The following is a 22,722-nucleotide window of genomic DNA, read 5'->3' as shown; positions in this document are numbered from 1 at the left end:
ACGCCGCCGACATTTGTCTAGCGCCCGCTATAAAATGCACCCCATGGTGAGCAGCAAGGAGTCCGAGGAGACCGGGGCGAAGGCCCGTCCGGCGTCCAAATCCCGTGGTCGTCCCCGCTCCTTCGACCGTGAGACCGCACTGGAGAAGGCGATCCTCGCCTTCTGGGAGCGCGGCTACGAGGCGACCTCCGTCTCCGATCTCACCCGCGTCATGGACATCGGCGCCCCCAGCCTGTACGCCGCCTTCGGCGACAAGCAGTCCCTCTTCGAGGAGGTCGTCCGCGAGTACGGTGTGCGGTACGGCTCCTTCAGTGATCGTGCCCTCGCCGAGGAGCCCACCGCCCGCGGCGCCGTGGCGCGGATGCTGCGCGAGGCCGCCGTGGAGTACACGGATCCGGCCCATCCGCACGGCTGTCTCGTCGTCCACGCGGCGACCAACTGCTCGACGCCGGAAGTCGAGGAGTCCCTGCGGGGGCGGCGCAACGCCAACATCGCCGCCATCCGCAGCCGTATCGAAGCGGACATCGCCGTCGGCGCCCTCCCGCCCGGCACCGACGCCGCCGTCCTCGCCCGGCACGCCGGCGCGATGATCCAGGGCATGTCACAACAGGCGCGCGACGGGGCGAGCCGGGAGGAACTGGAGGCACTCGCGGAAATTGCCATGGCCAACTGGCCCCGCACATGAACCCACACGGGTTAGGCTGCGTGATGGATGCCAGGGCGTCCTACTAGTTGTTCGACTGGTCGGAGCCCGCGAAGAAGCGTCAACAGCAAACAGGCTCCAACGCATGGACACACGAGAGTGGTCTAGTCCACAATTGCGAAGGAGTGCGTAGGAGAAGAACGCACCGACTTCCGTCTTCCCCGCACAGGAAGGCGGACCGAGGAACCGGAGCTCTCTGCCCTGACTGCCCCGGCTCCTCATCCTTCGGCCGACCGGGACCGCACACCCCACGGCCGATATTGCTCCGGGCTGCGGTGCCGGGAGGGTTGAGGGTCCCTCTCAGGCGCCGCGGCCCGCGGGTGTTTCCGGGGCCGTTCCAAGCACTGGAACCCCTCCGAGGTGGCTGGTTTCGAGCCATGTCCGTACCGCCAGGTACGCTCGCCACGTGCCCTCCATGAACGAACTCGTACGCCAGCACACGGCCCTCGACGACTCCGACCTCGAGTGGCTCCACCTGCTGGTCTCGGAGTGGCAGCTGCTCTCCGACCTCTCCTTCGCCGACCTCGTCCTGTGGGTCCCCACCAGCGACGGCACGCGCTATGTCTCCGTGGCGCAGATGCGGCCCAACACCGGCCCGACCTCGTACCAGGACGACATGGTCGGCCACCTCGTCCCGCGCGGTCGTCGCCCGATGCTGGACGCCGCGCTCGACGAGGGCCGCATCGTGCGGGAGGGCGACCCCGAGTGGCGCGAGGAGGTGCCGGTCCGCGTCGAGTCGATTCCGGTACGCCGGGACGGGCGCGTCCTGGGTGTCATCGCGCGCAACACCAACCTGCTGACCGTCCGCACCCCGAGCCGCCTGGAGCTGACGTACCTCCAAAGCGCCTCGGATCTCGCGCAGATGATCGCGGCCGGCTCGTTCCCGTTCGCCGGACAGCAAGTCGACATGGACGCCTCGCCGCGCGTCGGCGACGGCCTGATCCGCCTCGACGCCGAGGGCCTCGTCCAGTACGCCTCCCCGAACGCGCTGTCCGCCTACCACCGCCTGGGCCTCGCCGCCGACCTCCTCGGCCACCACCTGGGCATGACCACCGCCGAACTCGCCCCGACCCACGGCCCGGTCGACGAGGCGCTCGCCAAGGTCGCCAGCGGCTGGGCGCCCCGCAACTTCGAGATCGAGTCGGGCGACGGGGTCATCCAGTTCCGCGCCATCCCCCTCAGCCCCAAGGGCACCCGCATCGGTTCGCTGGTCCTCCTCCGGGACGTCACCGAACTGCGCCGCCGCGAGCGCGAGTTGATCACCAAGGACGCGACCATCCGGGAGATCCACCACCGGGTGAAGAACAACCTCCAGACCGTGGCCGCCCTGCTCCGCCTCCAGGCCCGGCGCATCGAGTCCGACCGAGGCCGCGAAGCCCTCGAAGAGGCGGTACGGCGCGTCGGCTCGATCGCGATCGTGCACGAGACCCTCTCCCAGAACCTCGACGAGCGCGTCGAGTTCGACGAGATCGCCGACCGGGTGCTGGCGATGGTCGCCGAGATCTCGCCCGGCAAGGTCCACGGCCGGCGCACCGGCCGCTTCGGCATCCTGGACGCCGAGGTCGCCACCCCGCTGTCGATGGTCCTGACCGAGATCCTCCAGAACGCCCTGGAGCACGGCTTCCGTGAGGGCGAGACCGGCACCGTCGAGGTCTCGGCGGTCCGTGGGGGTACGACGAAGCAGTCCCGCCTCCTGGTCACGGTCCAGGACGACGGCGTGGGCCTCCCCGAGGGCTTCGACCCGCACACCGCGGGCAACCTCGGCCTGCAGATCGTACGAACCCTGGTGGAGGGCGAGTTGGGCGGCACCTTCGACATGGTCCCGGCGCCGGAGCGGGGGACCCGGGTGATCCTCGACATCCCGGTGCGGGCCCACAAGTAGGAGTCGGCGAGGGGCATCGAGACCAACTGCCGTGCCAGGTCGCCCCGATGACGCTCGTTCACGAGGACCCACGGCGCCGCACCTGAAGGCCTCTGAACAGCAAAGAGCCCCAGCCCGTTCAGGGGGCTGGGGCTCAACATGCTCGTTGCCAGCATTCGCTGCGCATCGGGGGTACTGCGCGCTGCGGCTCGGGGGCGGGAGATGCGTACTCGCTGTACGCGCCGCCAAGCTCAGGCTTGTGGGGCGGGTGTTGTCAGGCGGAGGCCTGACGGGCCCGGTTGCGGGCGGCGCGGCGCTTCATGGCGCGGCGCTCGTCCTCGCTGAGACCACCCCAGACGCCGGAGTCCTGGCCGGACTCGAGCGCCCACTGCAGGCACTGCTCCATGACGGGGCAGCGGCGGCAGACGGCCTTGGCTTCCTCGATCTGCAGCAGCGCAGGACCGGTGTTGCCGATGGGGAAGAAGAGCTCGGGGTCTTCCTCGCGGCAAACGGCGTTGTGACGCCAGTCCATGGCTGCTACCTCTCCTTGGTATTACGTGCAAGTTGCTTGTGAATGTGAACGCTTTCACGAATCCCTCAACAAGTGAAGGGCCGACCGTCAGGTTCCCTGGCGAGGTCCTGTGATTCGAAGAGGGGTTCCGGTGATCTGTGGAGGCTGGTGTTGCGGGCCGTCCCGATCGCCACGTAGAGACTCGCAAACCTCAGCGACGGATACAACCCCTTCCGGAAAGTTTTTTTTGATTCCTCGGTGTCGACTAGGTCACAGCCGTACTTCCATGGGGTGGATCCTGGCCTAAACGTTCGAGTGAAAGGACTTTCGCCCGTTCCGCTCACACAATCACACGCAGTGCACGGCGTACGCCTGTGAACGTCACGCTCGTACGCAGCCCGAGGTGGTCGCCGTCCATCTGAAGGGGCAACGGGACCTTCGAATGCAAGGTGAACTGGTCCAGGTCGTGCAGGGAGACGGCGTGCTTGCCATGGGGGCCGCGCTCGGGGGACGAAGTGAGCAACTGGGTGCCATATCGGGCAACCGCGGCGGTCGTCATACGGCTGAGACCGAGTACGTCGAGTCCCTTATCGAACGAGGCCTTAGGCGACGCGTACATCGGGTGATTGCCCAAGAAGGTCCACGGCGATGTGTTCGAGACTATGGAGAGGACCAGATCGGTCACCGGCTCCGCGTCCGGATGCTCCAGGGTGATCGTCCCGTGGCGGCGGTGCGCCTCGCCGAAGAACTGGCGCAGGGCCTGGCGGACGTAGAGAGCGTGTGTGGATTTTCTGCCGCGTTCGCGCTGCTGTTCGACGCGTCCGACCACGCCGGCGTCGAAGCCGAGCCCCGCGTTGAAGGTGAACCAGCGTCCCGGAACCGCCTCGTCCTCCGTGCCCGGTGTGCCGGAGGCGAGCCCCAGGCCGACCGTGCGCTCGCTGCCCTCGCGCAGGGCGTCGAGCAGGGCGCCGGTCGCCTCCACGGCGTCGTTCGGCAGGTCGAGGGCGCGGGCGAAGACGTTGGTGGAGCCGCCGGGGACCACGGCGAGGCCGGGGAGGTGGTCCGGGTCGGGGCCGTTGTGGAGGAGTCCGTTGACGACCTCGTTCACCGTGCCGTCGCCGCCGAGGGCGACCACCAGGTCGACGTCGTCGCTCTCGGCCGCCTGCCGGCCCAGGTCGCGGGCGTGGCCTCGGTACTCGGTGGTGACCGCCTCGAGCTTCATCTCGCTTGCGAGCGCATGGATCAGGACATCGCGCGTACGTGCGCTTGTGGTGGTTGCTGCCGGATTGACCACGAGAAGTGCACGCATGACTGGCAGCGTACCTACTGGGGGGTACCGGGCACAGGTCGAGGTTGGGATCTAGTAAGAGATCGGGCGTGAGTCTCGACACGGGGGGACTGCGTCGGCTTGGCCATGGGTTTGGTGCGGCTGGTTTTCGGGGGTGCCCGGCGTTGGTGCGGGCCCCTGCTGGGGGCTGCCGCCCCCAGACCCCCTCTTCGGCCCTTAAGGGGCCTTGTCCTCAAACGCCGGACGGGCTGAAATGCCTGGGCCGGCGCGGAGACGTCGCCGTCGCTCAACGGATTCGCCCCCGGCGGGTGGGTGGGGGCTAGGGATGGTGGGAGCTCGTCCTCAAACGCCGGACGGGCTGAAAATGCCTGACCTGGCCTCGGACAGGTGCTGGCGGGGAGGGCGATGTTGCCTGGGGCTACCCTTCAGGTGTGACCAAGGAGCAGACCCCCACCACCCCGGAAACCACCGGTCCGCGCCCGCGGCGGCTGACGTATGCCGCGGTGCTCACCGCGCTTGAAGGGCTGGGGCTCGCCGTCGGGGGCCTTTGGGTGCTTGTGCGGGGGCTCACCGGTGACCCGGATGATCGGCAGCAGGCCGTCACCCTGGGGGTGACGCTCGTCGTGCTCGCGCTGCTGCCGTTGCTCGCTGCTCGGGGGCTGTTCGCTCAGCGCAGCTGGAGCCGGGGGCCGTCCGTCATCACGCAGATTCTGGCGTTGCCGGTGGCCTACAGCCTGCTGCAGGCCGACAGCATCGCCATCCCGGCGGGGATCGCGATCGCCGTGGTCGCGATCGCCACGCTCGTGTTCCTCGTCAACCCGGCAACGACGCAGGCCCTCGGGATCCGCGGGCCCGGCAGCGCACCGGATCAGAAGCAGTGACCGGTTCCTGAGAACGATCGGTTCTCAGGAAGCCGTCACTCCTCCACCAGCAGCTTCTCCCGCAGCTGAGCCAGTGTGCGGGCCAGCAGCCGGGACACGTGCATCTGGGAGATGCCGACCTCCTGCGCGATCTGCGACTGGGTCATGTTGCCGAAGAAACGCAGCAGCAGGATCCGCTTCTCGCGCGGCGGGAGGTCTTCGAGCAGCGGCTTCAGGGACTCGCGGTACTCGACGCCCTCCAGCGCCTCGTCCTCCGCGCCGAGGGTGTCGGCGACCGCGGGGGACTCGTCGTCCGTGTCGGGGACGTCCAGGGACAGCGTGGAGTACGCGTTGGCGGACTCCAGGCCCTCCAGGACCTCCTCCTCCGAGATCGCCAGCTTCTCGGCGAGCTCATGGACGGTGGGGGAGCGGCCGTGCTGCTGGGACAACTCGGCGGTGGCCGTCGTGAGAGCGAGGCGCAGCTCCTGGAGGCGCCGCGGCACCCGCACCGCCCAGCCCTTGTCGCGGAAGTGCCGCTTGATCTCGCCGACGACCGTCGGGGTCGCGTACGTCGAGAACTCGACGCCGCGCTCCGGGTCGAAGCGGTCCACCGACTTGATCAGACCGATGGTGGCGACCTGGGTGAGGTCATCGAGCGGCTCGCCGCGGTTGCGGAAGCGGCGCGCGAGGTGCTCGACGAGCGGCAGGTGCATACGGACCAGCTTGTTGCGCAGCTCCGCGTACTCCGGGCTGCCGTCCTTCAGCTTGCGCAGCTCGATGAACAGGGCGCGCGCCCCGCTGCGGTCCTGAGGGTCGTGCTGTGTGGCCTGCGCGCTGTGGGCGCCCATCGCCCCGTCCTCGGCGTTTCGCTCGTGCTCGCTCATCGTCCTGCCCGTCGCCCTCTCCCGAGCCCTCGCCACTACTCGGGCAGGGGAGACCCCGATCCGCCCGCCCAGAGGCGCGCCCTGCACGGCACCTTCGTCATCTCGTCCGTCGGCCAGGGGGCCGGCCTCCACGGAGTCGTCCTCCGGGTGCGGCCGGGCCTGCTCGGGGATGCCGTCGATGCCGTCGACCATGCGTCGGGATCCGCTCGGGCCGCTCGGGCCCGCCCCCAGACTCTCGGCTCCGTCCGAGCAGGGGGGAGTGCTTTCCGGCAGCTCCCGTGTGCCGCGCTCTTCGTCCCGCACCGGCCCGTCCCCGTTCCTCACGCCGGCCCGGGTCCCGCGCCGCGCTGTTTGTAGAGGCTGATCGAAACGGTTTTGTCCTCGTCCACGGCGGAGGAGACCTTGCCCGCCAGGGCGGACAGGACGGTCCAGGCGAAGGTGTCCCTGGAGGGGGCGTGGCCGTCCGTGGTCGGGGCCGAGACGGTGACCTCGAGCGAGTCGTCGACGAGTCGGAAGACGCAGCTGAGCACCGAGCCGGGCACGGCCTGCTGGAGCAGGATCGCGCAGGCCTCGTCGACCGCGATGCGCAGGTCCTCGATCTCGTCGAGGGTGAAGTCCAAACGGGCCGCGAGACCGGCAGTCGCCGTACGCAGCACCGACAGGTAGGCACCCGCAGCCGGCAGCCGGACTTCCACGAAGTCCTGGGTCGCGGGCTCGCCTGCGATCTGGGACACCCTCACCTCCAAGGTGGTACAAGCTTCTCGGGGCCGAGGGTTGCCCCCCGGGGTAACGCGATGTGTGGTTCAGCGGTGACGCTATCGCGCCTTTAACTTTCCTGTCCCCAGGACCCCAACCCCTTGCTGTCACTCATAGTAAACACACGGATACGCTCCGTGGCTAGGGGGTCTGCGGGCCCAATTGGGAAGAGCGGGCGCCGGTTTGACGTACCCAGGCGTCAGACGGTCGAACCGTCCGGATCCTCAGTCGTCCAGCGTACGTCCCCGTCACACGAGTACGTGGTCGACGAAGCACCAGCGCCAGGCCTCGCCGGGTTCGAACGTCCGCATGATCGGGTGCCCGGACTGCTTGTGGTGCTCCGTGGCGTGCCGTCCCGGCGAGGAGTCGCAGCAGCCGACGTGACCGCAGATGAGGCACAACCGCAGTTGCACCGGGTGCCAGCCCTCCGCCAGACACTCGGGACACGTCTCGCTGAGCGGATCGGGTTCCGGGTGCGGCAGCGTGTCGGCGTGCGTGCACTGTTTCATGATTGCCAGGTTACGACGGCCACGCGCGCGAGGGCGCGGAAAATCGAGGGCGGGCTGCGGTGACGATGAACGACGGCGGGCGAAGACCATGAACGGGTCGCCGATTGGGCGGCGCGGATTCGGGCGAGCGGTGATGGGTGGGCGAGGCGTATGGACGTGATGCCGCTGCTGTTGCTGGTGGCGGGGAGCGCGGTCGTGGCCGCGGCGGCACGGCGGACGCCCGTGCCGGCGCCGCTGCTGCTGGTCGCCGCGGGACTGGCCGTCTCCTACGTGCCGGGCGTGCCCGACTACACCCTCGACCCGCACATCGTCCTGCCCCTCGTGCTGCCCCCGCTGCTGCACAGCGCGGCGACGGACAGCTCGTACCTCGATCTTCGGGCCCAGCTGAGGCCCGTGATGCTGCTGTCGGTCGGCTACGTCCTCTTCGCGACCTTCGCGGTCGGCTGGATCGCGTATCTCGTCGTCCCGGGCCTGCCCCTCACCGCGGCGCTGGTGCTGGGCGCGGTGGTCGCGCCCCCGGACGCGGTCGCGGCGACGGCCGTCGCACGCCGGGTGGGCCTGCCGTCCCGGGTCACCACGATCCTGCAGGGCGAGTCCCTGGTGAACGACGCCACCGCGATCACCGCCTACCGGGTCGCCCTCGCGGCCGCCGTCGGTGAGGGCGCCACCTGGGCCGGCGGCATCGGCGAGTTCCTGCTCGCCGCGGTCGGCGGCGTTGTCGTCGGGCTGGTGCTGATGGTGCCGATCCACTGGCTGCGCACGCACCTCAAGGAGGCGCTGCTGCAGAACACGCTCTCCCTGTTGATCCCGTTCGTCGCCTACGCCGCCGCCGAGCAGGTGCATGCCTCCGGTGTGCTGGCGGTCGTGGTCGTCGCGCTGTTCCTGGGACACCGCGCGTGGGAGGTCGACTTCGCCACCCGGCTCCAGGAGGAGGCGGTGTGGCGGATGGTCGCGTTCGTGCTGGAGTCGGCGGTGTTCGCGCTGATCGGACTGCAACTGCCGGTGGTGCTCAAAGGCCTTGGCGAGTACGAGGGCAGCCGCGCCGCCTGGTACGCGATCGCCGTCTTCGCGGTGGTCGTCGTCTCGCGCTTCGTCTGGGTCTACCCGGCGACCTTCCTGCCGCCCATGCTGTCGGCGCGGATCCGCGAGCGCGAGGGGCCTCTGACCTGGAAGGGCCCGTTCATCATCTCCTGGGCCGGCATGCGGGGCGTGGTCTCACTGGCGATCGCCTTCTCGATCCCGCTCACGGTGCACGGCGGCGAGCCGTTCCCCGAGCGCAACCTCATCCTCTTCCTGACCTTCACGACGGTCATCGGCACGCTGGTCGTCCAGGGCGTGACACTGCCCCCGCTGATCCGCGCCCTGAAGCTCCCCGCCCGCGACACCCAGGCCGAGACGCTCGCCGAGGCGAACGCCCAGGCGCAGGCCTCCCGCGTGGCCGAACGACGCCTCGAAGAACTCCTCTCCGACGAACGCAACGCCCTCCCCGAGCCCCTCGCAGACCGTCTGCGAGCGGTCCTGGAACGCCGCCGCAACTCCGTCTGGGAACGCCTGGGCCAGGCCAACCCCGTCACCGGCGAGTCCGTCGACGACACCTACCGCCGTCTGTCCCGCGACGTGATCGGCGCCGAGCGCGCGGTGTTCGTGCGGCTGCGGGACGGCCGCTACATCGACGACGAGATGCTGCGAACGCTCCTGCGCAGGCTCGATCTGGAGGAGGCGGCGGCCTATCGGGAGGCCCAGTGAGGGCTGGTCACAGGTTCAGTGAGGCCTGGTCACTCGCTGAAAGGAGCGCCCGTGACGACCGCCGCGATCACCGTCCCGCGCGAGAAGGCGCCCTCTTCGGTAAGGACGACTAGCCCATACAGCAACTTGGCGACATAGAGACGTTCGACTGCCACCCCGTGCCGCTCCTCGAAGTCCGCGGCAAAGGCCTCCAGCCCAGGGGTCGTACGGCCGTACCCCCCGAAGTGGAACCGCTCGTCCAGGCGCCAGTCGCCCCGAGGCCCCCCGAACGCCGAGACCTGCAACTCCCGCACGTCCGCACCCAGGAAGCCCCCCTTGAGAACGGGCACGCCCAAGGCCCGCTGACCGGGGTCGAGCCCGGCAGCGAGCCCCGCCAACGTCCCGCCCGTACCGCAGGCAACCGCGACCACATCGGCCGACCCACGCAACTCCGCACCGAGCGCCTGGCACCCTCGTACGGCAAGGTCATTGCTGCCGCCTTCGGGTACGACGTACGCGTCCTCGGCGCCGATACCGCGCAGAACGCTCGCCAACGTCGCCGACTCGGCCTTACGCCGATACGTCGACCTGTCGATGAAGTGCAGCCGCATGCCGTCGGCCACACAGCGCGCCAGCGAAGCGTTGAGCGGCCGGTCGGCCAGCTCCTGGCCCCGCACCACCCCGACGGTGGGCAGTCCGAGGAGTCGTCCCGCGGCGGCGGTGGCGCGCAGGTGATTGGAGTAGGCGCCGCCGAAGGTGACCACGGTGTGCCCCGCCGCAGCGGCCAGATTCGGCGCGAGCTTGCGCCACTTGTTGCCGATCAGCTCCGGGTGAATCAGATCGTCGCGCTTCAGGACCAGCCGGACACCTCGACGGCCGAACCGCTCGTCGGCCACCTCCTGCACGGGGGAGGGGAGCCGGGGCCGGAGAGCGGCGGTCGGGTCGGGCACGGCGTCGGGGCTGGTCACCTGCCCATTGTCGCCCGGAGACACGGGGGCCGCGGCGCCGCGAGGGTACGCCGGGCATCCCGCGGAAGCCGCCCTACTGCAGCCTCTCCCGAATCCGCTCCCGCATCCAGGCCATGGTGAACCCCCGCGGATCCACCTTCCCCGGCTGCCACTCCAGATGTCCGATCACCGACCGCTCCGTCCACCCGTGATGCCGGCAGATCGCCGCCGAGACCCGTTCGATCGCGTCCAACTGCGGCTCCGGCCAAGGATCCTGGCCGTCCCCCAGGTTCTCGCACTCGAAGCCGTAGAAGTGCCGGTTGCCATCGGTGTTCGCCTCGTTGTCCGGTGGCAGCGCGGTCTCCGCGATGACCGCGCGCAGGACGTCGTCGTCGCCGAGGCCGGCATGGTTGGCACGGCCGTAGCCGACCAGGTGGACCCGTCCGTCCTTCGTGATCACGCCGTGGCACAGCGGCCCCGGCAATCCCTCGTAGCCGTCGCGGCACAGCGCCACCGTGTGGGCGCTGCCCTTGGTCACCGTGTGATGGATCATCACGCCGTGCACCGGGCCCCAAGGGCCCACGTGGTTGCGGTTGTGGTGCTCCCAGTCGCCGACCTCGACGATCGTGGCGCCCTCGGCTCGGAGTCTCTCCAGGAATCTGCTCGCGGACATGGGTGTGGACATGACCGCCTCCTTCGCACTGTGCGTCGGCCGCCTCACGCAGCCGCCCCGTATCCGTGCTTTACCGACATCGGCTGGACGGGACTCCTCGGCTCGCACGGCGTGCGAGCTGTTTCGGCCAAGTGAAGGGCGGTGGCCGGAGCGGTGGGAGTGGACACGCGGCCCCTATTTGCCCAGTGACTCGATGATCCATTCCCCCTCTTTCGGGTAATAGCACAGACACACTCCGTGATGGAAGGCTCGTGCATGCAGATCGCGATGCGCGGCGCCAGATCGGCGCCGGGGCATGACCTGGAGGGCAATTCCTTATGTCGGTAGGCGAAGAGGTCCGCACTGAGCAGGGCACGCCGCAGCAGAGTCTCGGCACTGCGGCAGCGCGGAACCTGGCCACCACGACCAAGTCCGCACCCCAGATGCAGGAGATCAGCTCCCGCTGGCTGCTCCGCATGCTGCCGTGGGTGAACGTGCAGGGTGGCACGTACCGCGTGAACCGGCGTCTGACCTACGCCGTCGGGGACGGACGCATCACGTTCGTGAAGACCGGCGATCGTGTGGAGGTCATCCCCGCCGAGCTGACCGAGCTGCCGGCGTTGCGGTCGTACGAGGACGAGGACGTGCTGTCGGAGCTCGCCCAGCGCTGCCAGCAGCGCGAGTTCGCCGCGGGGGCCGTGATCGCCTCGTTCGGCAGCCCGACCGACGAGGTGTACCTGCTGGCGCACGGCAGGGTGGAGAAGCTCGGCACCGGCCCCTATGGGGAGGACGAGTCCCTGGGCGTCCTCGCGGACGGCGCCTACCTCGGTGAGCAGTCGCTGCTCGACTCCGACGCCATCTGGGAGTACACGGTCCGCGCGGTCACCGCCTGCACCGTGCTGGTGCTGCCCCGCCAGGACGTCGAGCGGGTCGCCGAGCGAGCCGACTCCCTGCGTGAACACATCGAGCAGCTGCGGGCGATCCCCGAGCAGCGCACCAACAAGTACGGCGAGAAGGAGATCGACCTCGCCGCCGGCCACAGCGGCGAGCCCGACATCCCGCACACCTTCGTCGACTACGAGGCCAGGCCCCGTGAGTACGAACTGAGCGTCGCCCAGACCGTGCTGCGCATCCACACGCGCGTGGCCGACCTCTACAACCAGCCGATGAACCAGACCGAGCAGCAGCTCCGGCTGACCGTGGAGGCCCTGAAGGAGCGCCAGGAGCACGAGCTCATCAACAACCGCGAGTTCGGGCTCCTCAACAACTGCGAGTACGACCAGCGGGTCCAGCCGCACGACGGTGTGCCCAGCCCCGACGACCTGGACGAGCTGCTCAGCCGGCGCCGCGGCACCAAGCTGCTCCTCGCCCACCCGCGCGCGATCGCCGCGTTCGGCCGCGAGCTGAACAAGCGCGGACTCGTCCCCGAGACCATCGAGGCCGCCGGCAACCGCATCCCCACCTGGCGCGGTGTGCCGATCTATCCGTGCAACAAGATCCCGGTCACCGAGGCCCGTACGACCTCGATCATCGCCATGCGTACGGGCGAGGCGGAGCAGGGCGTCATCGGGCTGCAGCAGGCGGGCATCCCGGACGAGATCGAGCCGAGCCTGTCCTGCCGGTTCATGGGCATCAACGAACAGGCCATCATCAAGTACCTCGTGACGGCCTACTACTCGGCCGCGGTCCTGGTGCCGGACGCCCTCGGTGTGCTGGAGAACGTCGAGATCGGGCGCTGGAGGTGACGTTTCCGCACCTGGGAGCCGTGTCTGCGCGTGCCAGGGCGGGTAGACCCCCGTCGTATGCGCCCGGCCGCGGCGCAGGCGCCACCGTCCGCGGACTCTCCGAGGGGGATCCCATGGCCGAGTCGACGACGCGAACGACGCGGCACACCGGCGTGACCGGTCCGCACGACGGGCCCGAGGCGGCGGTGATCCTGGAGCGGGCCCGGGTCTCGGTCGACCCCGAACTGCGGTCCTCCGTCCAGTCGTTGCCGGGTTCCATGCGCCGGATCGCGCGCTACCACTTCGGCTGGGAGCACGCGGACGGCACGCCGGCGGCGGGCAACGCGGGCAAGGCGATCCGCCCCGCCCTCGTCCTCACCGCGGCCGCCGCGCTCGGCGGACCGAGCGCGCGTGCGGCGGCCGTACCGGCGGCCGTGGCGGTGGAACTGGTGCACAACTTCACGCTGTTGCACGACGACGTGATGGACCGGGACACCACCCGTCGGCACCGGCCCACCGTATGGACCGTGTTCGGGGACGCCGACGCGATCCTCGCCGGTGACGCCCTCCAAGCGCTGGCCCTGCGGCTGCTCGCCGAGGACCCGAACCCGGCATCCGCGGCGGCCGCCGCCCGGCTCGCGGCCTGCGTGGTCGAGCTGTGCGCCGGCCAGCACGCGGACACGTCGATGGAGAAGCGGGGCCCCGGCGACGTAGGCCTCGACGAGGTGCTCGCCATGGCGGAGGCCAAGACCGGCGCCCTGCTGGGGTGCGCCTGCGCCCTCGGCGCGCTCTACGCGGGGGCGGCGGACGAGGACGTGGCGGCGCTGGACGCGTTCGGCCGCGAGGCCGGGCTCGCCTTCCAGCTCATCGACGACGTGATCGGCATATGGGGCGACCCCAGCCACACCGGCAAGCCGGCCGGCGCGGACCTCGCCGCCCGCAAGAAGTCCCTGCCGGTCGTCGCCGCGCTGACCTCCGGTGGTCCGGCGGCGGCGGAACTGGCCGCGTTGTACGCGGTGCCGTACGACCAGCAGGACGAGGGGGACATCGCGCGGACCACGCTCGCCGTCGAGCGGGCGGGCGGACGCGACTGGGCGCAGGCCCAGGCCGCCGACCGGATGGCCCGCGCCATGCAGGCACTTGCCCGCGCGGTCCCCGACCCCGAGGAGGCGGGCGGGCTCCTGTCCCTGGCGGAGTTCGTGACCCGACGCAGTAACTGAGCGGCGGCCGACGGCCGCACCGATCGAGGCCGCGGCGCCGGACAGCTTCCGGCGGCCGACGGTCGTTCAGCCCCCGGAGCCACGGGGCCGTGCGGTTCCTGACCCCGTGCGGCAGCCGATGGGCTCCGGGCTGACGGGTCCCGCACATCCCCACGGTGTGCGGGGCCCGTCCCTGTGTACTGGCCCTGCCTCCGGTCCACCGGTCAGATCTCGACAAACCGGTTTCCCGGACGCCGCACACGCACCAATCCCCCTACGATCAAGGCCGGTTGAGACGAAGGGGCGGGTGGACATGGGTGTGGCGATCCGGGCGGCGGGCGAGGGGGACCGGGAGCTGGTGGTGGGGCTGCTGGACGCGGCCTTCCAGGACGATCCGGTCAGTGGCTGGGTGTTTCCGGGTGCGGAGCGGCGTCGTACCAGGCACCCCAGGCTCATGGCCGCCTTCGCCGACATCGTGCTCGAAGACGGCCGTATCGATGTCACCGAGGACGGCACGGCCTGCGCGCTGTGGCTGTCCATACCCGCGCAGGACCACGGACTCGGTCCCGAGCACGCCGACGACGAAGGCCCCGCCCGGCTGCGTGCCGAGGTCGACCCGGACAACCGGCGGGTGGAGGAGATCGCCCGGCTGACCGCCGGCATCCACCCCTCCGGCGTCGCTCACGAGTATCTGTGGATGATCGCCGTCGCCCCCGAGTGCCAGGGCCAGGGGCTCGGCACCGCGCTCATCACAGCGGTCCTCGACCGCTGCGACCAGGACGGTGTGGCCGCCTATCTGGAGGCGAGCAACGCCCGCAGCCGGAAGCTGTACGAGCGCCTCGGCTTCGACCTCAAGGGCCGCCCGCTCGACCTCCCGGACGGTCCCCGGATGTGGCCCATGTGGCGGGAACCGCTCGGCTGAGCCGCCCCCGCCGACCCCGGCCTGTCCCTCCGCGACCCTGCCCCACCCGTCCGGACTACCCCTCCGGTACGACCGTCGCCACGATCCGCTCGACCAGCCCCTCCGGCACGCCCACCCCGGGCAGTACGCCGTCCAGCACGCCCGGCAGGGTCAGGTGCTCCAGGATCAGCCCGAGCATCGCGAGATAGAGCACCGTGACGGTCTCGTCGCCGCCGGGCAGCCCGGTGTCCCGGTGGAACTCCATTCCGTACTCGAGGTCGCCGCGCACCGACTTGGTGAAGGAGGCGCGCAGTTCGGGGCGCCGGGTGGCCTCCAGGCGCATCTCCAGCAGGGCCAGATAGCCCGTGCGGTCGTTGGTCGCGCGGGCCATCAGATCGTGCATGAACGCGGTGACCAGTGAGCGGTCCTTCGGCCTCGTCAGCAGCCCGGCCAGCACCTCGGGGTCGGGCGCGAGCCTGACGTGCAGCCGGGCGTCGATCTGGCGGAGCAGGTCGTCGCGTCCGGTGAAGTAGTTGGAGGCGGTGCCGACCGGCACCTCTGCCTCGGCGTCCACCGCACGGAATGTCAGCCCACGCGCCCCCTCACGGGCGAGCACCTCGACCCCCGCGTCGACCAGGGCGGCCCTGCGTTCCGGATTGCCCGCCATTCGGAATCCCCTCACTCACTTTCACCCGGTCCCGGAAATGCCCTTGCAACCACTACAAGCAAAGTACTACAACTGAAGCACTACAATCGGAGTGGTTGACCACCTTACGAAAAGAGACCGGATTGCGAAAGCTCACCTACTTCATCGCCTGCTCCATCGACGGCTTCATCGGGGACCCGAGCGGCGACGCGACGGCGATGTTCGCCTTCCTCGACGCGGAGTTCCTGGACTTCCTCAAGGCGGAGCACCCGGAGACCATCGCGACCCACGGCCGCCGTGCCCTCGGCTGCGACGACCTGGCCAACCGGCGGTTCGACACCATCATCCAGGGCCGGGGCAGCTACGACCTGGCCCTGAAGGAGGGCATCACCAGCCCGTACGCCCATCTGCGCCAGTACGTCGCCTCGCGCAGCCTGACCGAGTCGCCCGATCCGCAGGTCGAGATCGTCTCGAGCGACCTGGTCGGCAAGGTCCGCGAACTCAAGGCGGAACAGGGCGAGCTGGGGATCTACCTGTGCGGCGGCGCGCAGCTGGCCGGCGCGCTGCTCGACGAGATCGACGAACTCGTCATCAAGACCTATCCCCTCGTGTACGGCAGGGGCATGCCGATGTTCGGCTCCGACTTCGCTGTCACGGAGTTCACCCTCGACGGGGTGCGGACGTTCGGCAACGGCATCGTGGTTCGTACGTACAGCAGGGAGCGCTGAGCGGTCTCCCGCCCTACTCTGAGGACATGGGCAGCCAAGAGCATGTCTGTCCCACCTGCGGACAGCCCGTCGATACGGTCGTCCGGCGCCACAAGACGCTGGGCGCCTGGGTCCCCACCTGGGTGGGCGGCCCGTGCCGGAACCCCGAGTGCGAGGCGTACGCCGAGGAAGGCGCCGAGCGCGAGGAGAAGCACGAGCAGCCCGACACCCCCATGAGCTCCACCAGCTCCACGACACCCACGACCCCGACCACACCCACCACACCCACCACGAAGAATTCCTGAGCCCTGTGTCGAGAATCCCGGTCCGGCTCCGACGTCCCCTGTGAGAGCCGCCCACGAGGGTGGCCCGAGCCGATGGAAACGAAGGAGTTCAGTCATGAAGTACCTGGTCATGGTGCAGGGCACGCAGGCGGACTACGAGGCGATGCAGGGGAAGGCGTCCGAGCACTCCCCGGCCTGGAGCCAGGAAGACGTCCAGGCGATGTACGCCTTCATGGGCGCCCTCAACAACGACCTCGCGGAGACCGGCGAGATGGTCGACGGGCAGGGGCTGGCCGCGCCCGCGAAGGGCCGGCACGTCAGCCTGGGCGCGGACGGCAAGGCGGTCATCACCGACGGGCCGTACAGCGAGACGAAGGAACTGCTGGCCGGCTACTGGGTGCTGGACTGCGCGAGCCTGGAGCGGGTCACCGAGATCGCCGAGCGCGTCCTGCAGTGCCCGCAGCCCGCGGGCGCCCCCGCGTACCCGGTGGTGATCCGGCCCATCGACGACGGCTCCGGGGACGTTTGAGCCGTACCAGCCGAGACAGCCGTACACCGGAGACGCCCGAGCCGTAGATGAGCGCCACACCCGAGACCGAGGACCTGCTGCGCCGTCACGCGCCGCAGGTCCTCGGCGCGCTGGTGCGGCGGTACGGCCATTTCGACACCGCCGAGGAGGCCGTACAGGAGGCGCTGCTCGCGGCGGCCGAGCAGTGGCCGCGGGCCGGTGTCCCGGACAATCCGCGCGGCTGGCTGATCAAGGTCGCCGCACGCCGGCTGACCGACGCGCTGCGCGCGGAGGAGGCCCGCCGGGCCCGGGAGGACAAGGTCGCGGCGCTGACACCACGCGACGCCTTCACGGCCCCGCCGCCCGGGGCGGACCGCGCTCCCCGCGAGGACGACACCCTCACCCTGCTCTTCCTGTGCTGCCATCCGGACCTGACCCCGCCCGCCCAGATCGCCCTCACCCTGCGTGCGGTCGGCGGTCTGACCACGGCGGAGATCGCCCGTGCGTATCTGGTCCCCGAGGCGACCATGGCCCAGCGCATCAGCCGGGCCAAGCAGAAAGTCCGCGGGGTGCGCTTCGGACGTCCCGACAACTGGGTCGACCGTCTGCCCGCGGTCCTGCAGATCCTGTATCTGATCTTCAACGAGGGCTATACGGCGACCTCGGGCGCGAGCCTGACGCGCCGGGACCTCGCCGGCGAGGCGATCCGGCTGACCCGCGAGGTCCACCGGCTGCTTCCCGGCGCCGGCGAGGTGGCCGGTCTGCTTGCCCTGATGCTGCTCACCGACGCCCGCCGCGACGCGCGCACCGGCCCGCAGGGGGAGCTCGTCCCCCTCGACGAACAGGACCGCGACCGCTGGGACAAGGCCGCGATCGACGAGGGCGTCGCCCTGGTCACCGGCGCCCTCTCCCAGGGCCGCGCCGGTCCGTACCAACTGCGCGCCGCCATCGCCGCAGTCCACGACGAGGCGCCCTGCGCGCAGGAGACCGACTGGCAGGAGATCCTCGGCCTCTACGACGTCCTGATCCGCCTCGTCCCCGGTCCCGTCGAGCGCCTCAACCGCGCGGTCGCCGTCGCCATGGTCCGGGGCCCGCGTGCGGGGCTGGGCGAACTGGCCGAGCTGGAGGAGGAGTTGGGTGCCGGGCACCGGCTGGACGCGGTCCGCGGCCATCTCCTGGAGCGAGCCGGCGCTCACGACGAGGCCCGCGCCGCCTACGAGGCCGCGGCTGCCAAGACCCTGAGCCTGCCGGAGCAGCGCTATTTGCACGCGCGGGCGGCACGGCTGAGGCCGTAGCGTGGGCCCATGCTCGAACACACGTACATCCTCCACATCACCGAGCGCTCCCTGTGGGACGCGGCCCGCGAGCACGGCACGTACGAGATGTCGACGCGTGGCCGCACCCTCGCGGAGGAGGGCTTCATCCACTGCTCGACCCGCGCCCAACTCCCGACCGTGGCGGCCTTCCTGTACGGCTCCTACGACGGCCCCGACGAACTGGTGGTGCTGGTCGTGGACCCGGCGCGACTCGACGTGCCGCTGAAGTACGAGGCGCCGGAGCCCGGGAGCGAGGAGTTCCCGCATGTGTACGGGCCGATTCCGGTGGCCGCGGTGGTGGACGTGGAAGTGTGGCGGTGACGGGTCGCCGCCGGTTATGGCGGTGGGTCGTGGTGGTGTGGGTCGTCCTCGTGGCCGTCGCGGGCGGGGTGACGGTGTGGATGCGGGACGCCGCCGAGCCCTGGGGGGCCTACGGCTGGGAGGAGGCCGGTCCCACGCCGTCGCTCCCGGAGGGCTGGGAGTCGGCGTGCGCGGGGGCCACGCCCGATGAGAACGGCCGGTCGCTCTGCTTCGTCAGGACCCGGCGCTAGGTCCTACCCGGCCAGCCCGCCCGTCTCCGGATCGCGACCGGTCAGGCAGTACGTGCCGCCCGCGGGGTCGCGCAGCACGGTCCAGTGGGCGCCCCGGGCGACGACGGCCGCGCCCAGTTCCTCGTGCCGGGCGCGGGTCGCGTCGACGTCCGCGCAGGCCAGGTCGAGGTGTGCCGAGGTGGGGCGCTCCTCGTCCAGCCGCTGGAGCAGGATGCGCAGGGGCAGCCCGGTCGGCGGCTTGAGCACATGGAACTCGGTTCGGGAGCCGGGCACCGACGTCCAGTCGGCCGGCAGGGCGCTCCAGAAGGCGACTTCGGCGTCGTACAGCGAAGGCGGCACGTCGACGCAGACCTGGTCGAGCCGGCTGCCGTGCACCATGGGCGGCCGAACCGACTCCCCGTGCCAGGGCACCGCGCAGAACAACTGCCCGGCGGGCGAGCGCAGTACGGCCCACCCCTCGTGCTCGGCGGCGATGCCCGCGCCCAGCCGAAGCGCCGACTTCACGAAGTCCGGTACGTCGTCCACGGCGAAGTCGAGATGTGCGCCGCCGGCGCCCGAGTCGACCCCCTGGACCTTGACGCAGGCGTCCGCCCCGCCGCCCGGCAGCAGGGTCACGAACTCGCCCTGCTCACCCCGGAATTCGGACAGCCGGGTGTCCGTCACCGCGGTCCAGAAGGCGTGGGCCCGGGCGAAGGACGCGGCGGGTCGGTCGATGAAGGCGTAGGTCCACCGGATGCTCATGGGGTGATCGTAGATCCGCCTTTGCAGGACCCTTACCAAGCGCGCGCCTGCTGCTGAGACACGCTTTGCCATCGGTTCGCCGCGAATTGGCCCGCGCTTGTTTGCATTGGGGAATGGACCACATCACGTTCCTGGTGGCGGTCGTCATTGTGACGGCCCTTGCCTTCGACTTCACCAACGGATTCCACGACACGGCGAACGCGATGGCCACGTCCATCGCCACGGGGGCGCTCAAACCGAAGACCGCAGTGCTCATCAGCGGCGTTCTGAACGTCGTCGGTGCCTTTCTGTCCACCGAGGTCGCCAAGACGATCTCCGGCGGCATCGTGGACGACACACTCGTCACCCCGGGCATGATCTTCGCGGGTCTCGTCGGGGCCATTCTGTGGAATCTGCTCACCTGGCTGGTCGGGCTGCCGTCCAGTTCGTCGCACGCGCTGTTCGGCGGGCTGATCGGGGCCGTCTGGGTGGGTGCGGGGTCGCACGGCGTGCACTTCGACAAGGTTGTCGAGAAGGTGCTGATCCCGGCCGTGGCCTCGCCGCTCGTGGCGGGGATCGCGGCGCTGCTGGCCACGTACCTGGCGTACAGGCTCACCGCTCGCGCCCGCAAGGAGTCCGTCACCAAGGGCTTCCGCGTCGGCCAGATCGCCTCGGCCTCGCTGGTCTCCCTGGCCCACGGCACCAACGACGCGCAGAAGACGATGGGCGTGATCACGCTGACCCTGATCTCGGCGGGCGCGCTCGGCCATGACGCGGGCCCGCCCCTGTGGGTGATCGCCTCGGCCGGTCTGGCCATCGGTCTCGGCACCTACCTGGGCGGCTGGCGGATCATCCGCACGATGGGCAAGGGCCTGACCGAGATTCAGTCCCCGCAGGGCTTCGCCGCCGAGACGGCCTCCACGACGGTGATCCTCACCTCGGCCCACCTCGGCTTCGCCCTGTCCACCACCCAGGTCGCCTCCGGCAGCATCCTCGGTGCGGGCCTGGGCCGCCGCCTCGCGGAGGTCCGCTGGGGCGTGGCCGGTCGCATGGTCGTGGCCTGGCTGATCACCCTGCCCGCGGCGGCGCTGGTGGGCGGCGTCTCGGCGAGCGCGGTCAAGCACGGCGGCAACGTCGGTACAGCCGTGGTCGCCCTGATCGGCGCCGCCGTGGCCGCCGGCATCGTGCTCGTCTCCCGCCGTAACCCGGTGTCCGCGCACAACGTCAACGACGCCCACGAGGTCTCGGTCCGCAGCGAGGAGCCGGCGCCGGTCGGCACGGCCGCCTGACGCGACGGTCGCCCCAGAGTCGCTCGACAGCCTCCTGAGAAAGGGGAGTTCACACCATGAACCTCGACTGGACCGCACTCGGCCAGGTCGCCGCGGTGAGCCTCGCCGTCACGGTGGCCGTGGTCACCGTCTTCGCCCTCGGCGTGCTGGGCCTGGCCCGCCACGAGGGGGCGCGTGAGGGGGGCGGCACGTCCACCCTGGGCTCCGCCCAGGCCGGGTTGTGCTTCCTCGCCTGCGCGGTGGTGGTGGCGTACGGGATCTATCTGCTCGTGCCGCAGTTCCACTGACGGATCCGATCCCGCGGACAGCCGTGGGGGCCCGGCCGGAGAGCCGGCCGGGCCCCTGAGACAGGCCCTGCCGGCTATGACAGGTCCTACCGGCTACGACAGGTCCTACCCCCGCGCCGGTCCGATCCGCTCGTACACGGTCACCCGTCGCCCACGGACCTGCTCGTCCGCCACCACCGTGAAGTGCTCCTCCAGCACGGCCGTCTTCACCTTGTCCCGCTTGTTCGACAAGGACCGGGCCACGTCGGGCACGTCGGTGACCAGCAGTATCCGTCGCTGCGCCAGCATCGCCGCCCGTATCCGGGCCGGATCCGCCTCCTCGCCCTTCAACGTCCCCGACGCCACCGGGCTCTGCGCCAGCGCGACGTCCCGCAGGCCGGTGAAGTGGCCGGGGGAGACGAGCGCGGTGTCGCGCCGGGCTGCGGGTATGAACACGATCGCGTCCCCGTTCTCCTTCAGCCGCCGCACATCGGCCGCCACCGCCAGGACGTCGTCCACCCGGCTGGCCGCCGAGCGCTTGGCCAGGGACTGCGGCAACAGCGCCGCGACCGCCACGGCGACCACCACCGGGACCAGCCACAGCGAGGCCCTCGGGAAGCGCGGCCGGGTCGCCCGTACGGCCGTACCCAGCGCCGTGCCGATGAGCAGCGCAAGGCCGAGCATGCTGAACAGGATGTAGCGGTCCAGGAACAGCGGCTTGATCAGGGACAGGCCGATGAGGGCGATCTGCGGTACCGCCAGCAGCGGCAGCCCGACGGCCGCGGCGGACAGCCGTCCCGCTCGCGGCCGGTCCAGCAGGGCCCCGAGGCCGCCGAGGGCCAGCAGGATCGCCGGGCCGATCAGCATGTGCCAGGTCAGCGGCGGTATCCAGGAGACCTGGTTGGACTGGCTCCGGCTGAACAGGATCAACGGCAGTACGGCAGCGAGGGCGGCGGTCGCGGCGGCCGTCCAGCGCGTGTACGTGCCGCGCTGGGCCCGGGTCCACAGGAGCGTCGCCAGATGCGCGGGCAGGATCAGCAGCGACAGCCAGTTCAGCAGCCCGCACACCCCGACCGTGCTCCCGTACGCGACCCAGTGCACCGCTCGGCCACGGTCCTGCAGGACGGTCACCAGCAGCAGGGTCGAGATCCCGGCCCCGGCCGCGACGAGCGCGTACGGGCGGCCCTCCTGGAGGTAGAACTGCACCGCCGGAAGCAGCCCGAGCGCCAGCCCGCCCGCCAGGCCGGCCCAGACCCCGGCCAGCCGCTCGCCGATGACGGTGACACAGGCCGCCGCGACGGCCGTGGCCAGGACGGAGGGCAGCCGCAGCGTGGTGGTACTGGCCCCGAAGCACTCGAAGAGGCCGTGCATCAGCAGGTAGTAGAGCCCGTGCACGGCGTCGACCTGCCCCAGCATGTGCCAGATGTCGCCGACGGACCGCCGGGCCACCTGCCAGGTCGCGGCCTCGTCCCGCCACACACTGTGCTGCCGGGACAGTCCCCACAGGCCGAGGCCGAGGGTCCACAGCAGCGGGATCGGCCACAGGGGCGGGCGGCGGCGCAGGGGTTTCTCCCGGGGGATCGACATCCGACACGGCGGGGGACGGTCCGCCGGGTGATGTGGTCCCCACTCGCCCGCTGACATGGAGCACGCCGAAGCACGCCTCGACCGCCGTGGCCGGGACGGGATCCGGGCGGTGCCCAACTTCCCCCGTGGGCCACCCGCCTCGCAGATCGGCGTAGGGGGTGGACATGCCAGAACCTACGGGATGGGCACGACTCGCAGCCACTGTTCGGGGGGTGAACACAATCACCGGGAGTTCAGGGAACCCTGGGCCGGCCCAGGCGTCGCGTCATCGGGTCGCTCGCAGTCCGCGGTCCCCCTACGGGAGACGCAAGCCTCTACCCGCAAAAGA

Annotated in this window: 25 protein-coding genes; 15 read left to right on the top strand and 10 right to left on the bottom strand. The window is 70.6% G+C overall.

From position 1 onward, the window contains the following. Nucleotides 1-43: 43 nt before the first annotated feature. Together BLU79_RS17370 and BLU79_RS17365 are read left to right on the top strand one after the other, a co-directional pair. A complete protein-coding gene (locus tag BLU79_RS17370) occupies nucleotides 44-685 on the top strand; it encodes a TetR/AcrR family transcriptional regulator (protein WP_093906682.1) in 642 nt (213 codons plus the stop codon). Between the two features lie 433 nt (nucleotides 686-1,118). Continuing rightward, entirely contained in the window at nucleotides 1,119-2,585 is a 1,467-nt protein-coding gene (locus BLU79_RS17365) for a sensor histidine kinase (RefSeq protein WP_093906681.1), read from the top strand. Between the two features lie 253 nt (nucleotides 2,586-2,838). Here the strand turns inward: BLU79_RS17365 and BLU79_RS17360 are convergent, their stop codons facing one another. Both BLU79_RS17360 and BLU79_RS17355 read right to left on the bottom strand, forming a co-directional pair. Further along, on the bottom strand, nucleotides 2,839-3,096 hold the full coding sequence (locus tag BLU79_RS17360; RefSeq protein ID WP_016639615.1) for a WhiB family transcriptional regulator: 258 nt from the start codon (nucleotides 3,094-3,096) through the stop codon (nucleotides 2,839-2,841). 319 nt (nucleotides 3,097-3,415) lie between these two features. After that, entirely contained in the window at nucleotides 3,416-4,384 is a 969-nt protein-coding gene (locus BLU79_RS17355) for a diacylglycerol/lipid kinase family protein (RefSeq protein ID WP_093906680.1), read from the bottom strand. A gap of 410 nt (nucleotides 4,385-4,794) precedes the next feature. On the opposite strand from BLU79_RS17355, the gene BLU79_RS17350 reads away from it, so the two are divergent. Continuing rightward, nucleotides 4,795-5,244 carry a hypothetical protein gene (locus tag BLU79_RS17350; RefSeq protein ID WP_093906679.1) on the top strand — a complete coding sequence of 150 codons (450 nt, stop codon included), beginning with the start codon at nucleotides 4,795-4,797 and terminating at the stop codon, nucleotides 5,242-5,244. A gap of 35 nt (nucleotides 5,245-5,279) precedes the next feature. Here the strand turns inward: BLU79_RS17350 and BLU79_RS17345 are convergent, their stop codons facing one another. From BLU79_RS17345 to BLU79_RS17335, 3 genes are all read right to left on the bottom strand, one after another. After that, nucleotides 5,280-6,410 carry an RNA polymerase sigma factor SigF gene (locus BLU79_RS17345; RefSeq protein ID WP_177001075.1) on the bottom strand — a complete coding sequence of 377 codons (1,131 nt, stop codon included), beginning with the start codon at nucleotides 6,408-6,410 and terminating at the stop codon, nucleotides 5,280-5,282. Between the two features lie 17 nt (nucleotides 6,411-6,427). Further along, the gene (locus tag BLU79_RS17340; RefSeq protein WP_004925829.1) at nucleotides 6,428-6,841 is read right to left on the bottom strand and encodes an ATP-binding protein; all 414 of its coding nucleotides are present in this window, start codon (nucleotides 6,839-6,841) and stop codon (nucleotides 6,428-6,430) included. Nucleotides 6,842-7,111: 270 nt separating this feature from the next. After that, nucleotides 7,112-7,372: a UBP-type zinc finger domain-containing protein gene (locus BLU79_RS17335; protein ID WP_093906677.1), complete on the bottom strand. Its 261-nt coding sequence runs from the start codon at nucleotides 7,370-7,372 to the stop codon at nucleotides 7,112-7,114. Nucleotides 7,373-7,522: 150 nt separating this feature from the next. Between BLU79_RS17335 and BLU79_RS17330 the strand changes: the two genes are divergently transcribed. Continuing rightward, nucleotides 7,523-9,118 (top strand): Na+/H+ antiporter, encoded by a 1,596-nt coding sequence (locus BLU79_RS17330; RefSeq protein WP_093906676.1) that lies wholly within the window; start codon nucleotides 7,523-7,525, stop codon nucleotides 9,116-9,118. Between the two features lie 29 nt (nucleotides 9,119-9,147). On the opposite strand, the gene BLU79_RS17325 is transcribed toward BLU79_RS17330, so the two are convergent. Together BLU79_RS17325 and BLU79_RS17320 are read right to left on the bottom strand one after the other, a co-directional pair. After that, nucleotides 9,148-10,065, bottom strand: a complete 918-nt coding sequence (locus tag BLU79_RS17325; protein WP_093906940.1) for a 1-aminocyclopropane-1-carboxylate deaminase/D-cysteine desulfhydrase — start codon at nucleotides 10,063-10,065, stop codon at nucleotides 9,148-9,150. 73 nt (nucleotides 10,066-10,138) lie between these two features. Then, the gene (locus BLU79_RS17320; RefSeq protein ID WP_093906675.1) at nucleotides 10,139-10,729 is read right to left on the bottom strand and encodes an N-acetylmuramoyl-L-alanine amidase; all 591 of its coding nucleotides are present in this window, start codon (nucleotides 10,727-10,729) and stop codon (nucleotides 10,139-10,141) included. A 305-nt stretch (nucleotides 10,730-11,034) separates the two neighbouring features. Between BLU79_RS17320 and BLU79_RS17315 the strand changes: the two genes are divergently transcribed. The 3 genes from BLU79_RS17315 to BLU79_RS17305 all read left to right on the top strand — a co-directional run bounded on the left by BLU79_RS17315 (nucleotide 11,035) and on the right by BLU79_RS17305 (nucleotide 14,541). Continuing rightward, complete coding sequence (locus BLU79_RS17315) at nucleotides 11,035-12,441, top strand: family 2B encapsulin nanocompartment shell protein (protein ID WP_093906674.1); 1,407 nt, start codon at nucleotides 11,035-11,037, stop codon at nucleotides 12,439-12,441. Between the two features lie 113 nt (nucleotides 12,442-12,554). Further along, complete coding sequence (locus BLU79_RS17310; protein WP_256333359.1) at nucleotides 12,555-13,640, top strand: family 2 encapsulin nanocompartment cargo protein polyprenyl transferase; 1,086 nt, start codon at nucleotides 12,555-12,557, stop codon at nucleotides 13,638-13,640. A 292-nt stretch (nucleotides 13,641-13,932) separates the two neighbouring features. Next, nucleotides 13,933-14,541 (top strand): GNAT family N-acetyltransferase, encoded by a 609-nt coding sequence (locus tag BLU79_RS17305; RefSeq protein WP_093906939.1) that lies wholly within the window; start codon nucleotides 13,933-13,935, stop codon nucleotides 14,539-14,541. Between the two features lie 55 nt (nucleotides 14,542-14,596). Here the strand turns inward: BLU79_RS17305 and BLU79_RS17300 are convergent, their stop codons facing one another. After that, entirely contained in the window at nucleotides 14,597-15,187 is a 591-nt protein-coding gene (locus BLU79_RS17300) for a TetR/AcrR family transcriptional regulator (protein WP_093906672.1), read from the bottom strand. A gap of 122 nt (nucleotides 15,188-15,309) precedes the next feature. On the opposite strand from BLU79_RS17300, the gene BLU79_RS17295 reads away from it, so the two are divergent. The 6 genes from BLU79_RS17295 to BLU79_RS17275 all read left to right on the top strand — a co-directional run bounded on the left by BLU79_RS17295 (nucleotide 15,310) and on the right by BLU79_RS17275 (nucleotide 18,532). Next, entirely contained in the window at nucleotides 15,310-15,894 is a 585-nt protein-coding gene (locus BLU79_RS17295) for a dihydrofolate reductase family protein (RefSeq protein WP_093906671.1), read from the top strand. A 26-nt stretch (nucleotides 15,895-15,920) separates the two neighbouring features. Continuing rightward, nucleotides 15,921-16,178, top strand: coding sequence for a hypothetical protein (locus tag BLU79_RS17290; RefSeq protein ID WP_093906670.1), 258 nt, complete (start codon nucleotides 15,921-15,923; stop codon nucleotides 16,176-16,178). 94 nt (nucleotides 16,179-16,272) lie between these two features. Further along, complete coding sequence (locus BLU79_RS17285) at nucleotides 16,273-16,686, top strand: YciI family protein (RefSeq protein WP_093906669.1); 414 nt, start codon at nucleotides 16,273-16,275, stop codon at nucleotides 16,684-16,686. Between the two features lie 47 nt (nucleotides 16,687-16,733). Further along, nucleotides 16,734-17,960: an RNA polymerase sigma factor gene (locus tag BLU79_RS17280; RefSeq protein ID WP_256333358.1), complete on the top strand. Its 1,227-nt coding sequence runs from the start codon at nucleotides 16,734-16,736 to the stop codon at nucleotides 17,958-17,960. A gap of 9 nt (nucleotides 17,961-17,969) precedes the next feature. Continuing rightward, nucleotides 17,970-18,302, top strand: coding sequence for a DUF952 domain-containing protein (locus BLU79_RS49080; RefSeq protein ID WP_256333357.1), 333 nt, complete (start codon nucleotides 17,970-17,972; stop codon nucleotides 18,300-18,302). Then, entirely contained in the window at nucleotides 18,299-18,532 is a 234-nt protein-coding gene (locus tag BLU79_RS17275; protein ID WP_256333356.1) for a hypothetical protein, read from the top strand. Before BLU79_RS49080 ends, BLU79_RS17275 begins: the two co-directional genes overlap by 4 nt. Before the next feature lie 3 nt (nucleotides 18,533-18,535). Here the strand turns inward: BLU79_RS17275 and BLU79_RS17270 are convergent, their stop codons facing one another. After that, the gene (locus tag BLU79_RS17270) at nucleotides 18,536-19,273 is read right to left on the bottom strand and encodes a VOC family protein (protein ID WP_093906668.1); all 738 of its coding nucleotides are present in this window, start codon (nucleotides 19,271-19,273) and stop codon (nucleotides 18,536-18,538) included. A 113-nt stretch (nucleotides 19,274-19,386) separates the two neighbouring features. On the opposite strand from BLU79_RS17270, the gene BLU79_RS17265 reads away from it, so the two are divergent. After that, entirely contained in the window at nucleotides 19,387-20,541 is a 1,155-nt protein-coding gene (locus BLU79_RS17265; RefSeq protein WP_093906667.1) for an inorganic phosphate transporter, read from the top strand. Between the two features lie 56 nt (nucleotides 20,542-20,597). Next, nucleotides 20,598-20,828 (top strand): hypothetical protein, encoded by a 231-nt coding sequence (locus tag BLU79_RS17260; protein WP_093906666.1) that lies wholly within the window; start codon nucleotides 20,598-20,600, stop codon nucleotides 20,826-20,828. 105 nt (nucleotides 20,829-20,933) lie between these two features. Here BLU79_RS17260 and BLU79_RS17255 read toward each other — a convergent pair whose 3' ends face one another. Continuing rightward, complete coding sequence (locus BLU79_RS17255; RefSeq protein WP_093906665.1) at nucleotides 20,934-22,394, bottom strand: glycosyltransferase family 39 protein; 1,461 nt, start codon at nucleotides 22,392-22,394, stop codon at nucleotides 20,934-20,936. Between the last annotated feature and the right edge of the window lie 328 nt (nucleotides 22,395-22,722).

The organism is Streptomyces sp. cf386 (assembly GCF_900103585.1).
Classification (GTDB): Bacteria; Actinomycetota; Actinomycetes; order Streptomycetales; family Streptomycetaceae; genus Streptomyces.
The sequence above is the reverse complement of the archived record's forward strand: the minus strand, read 5'-3'. Positions and strand labels throughout refer to the sequence as shown.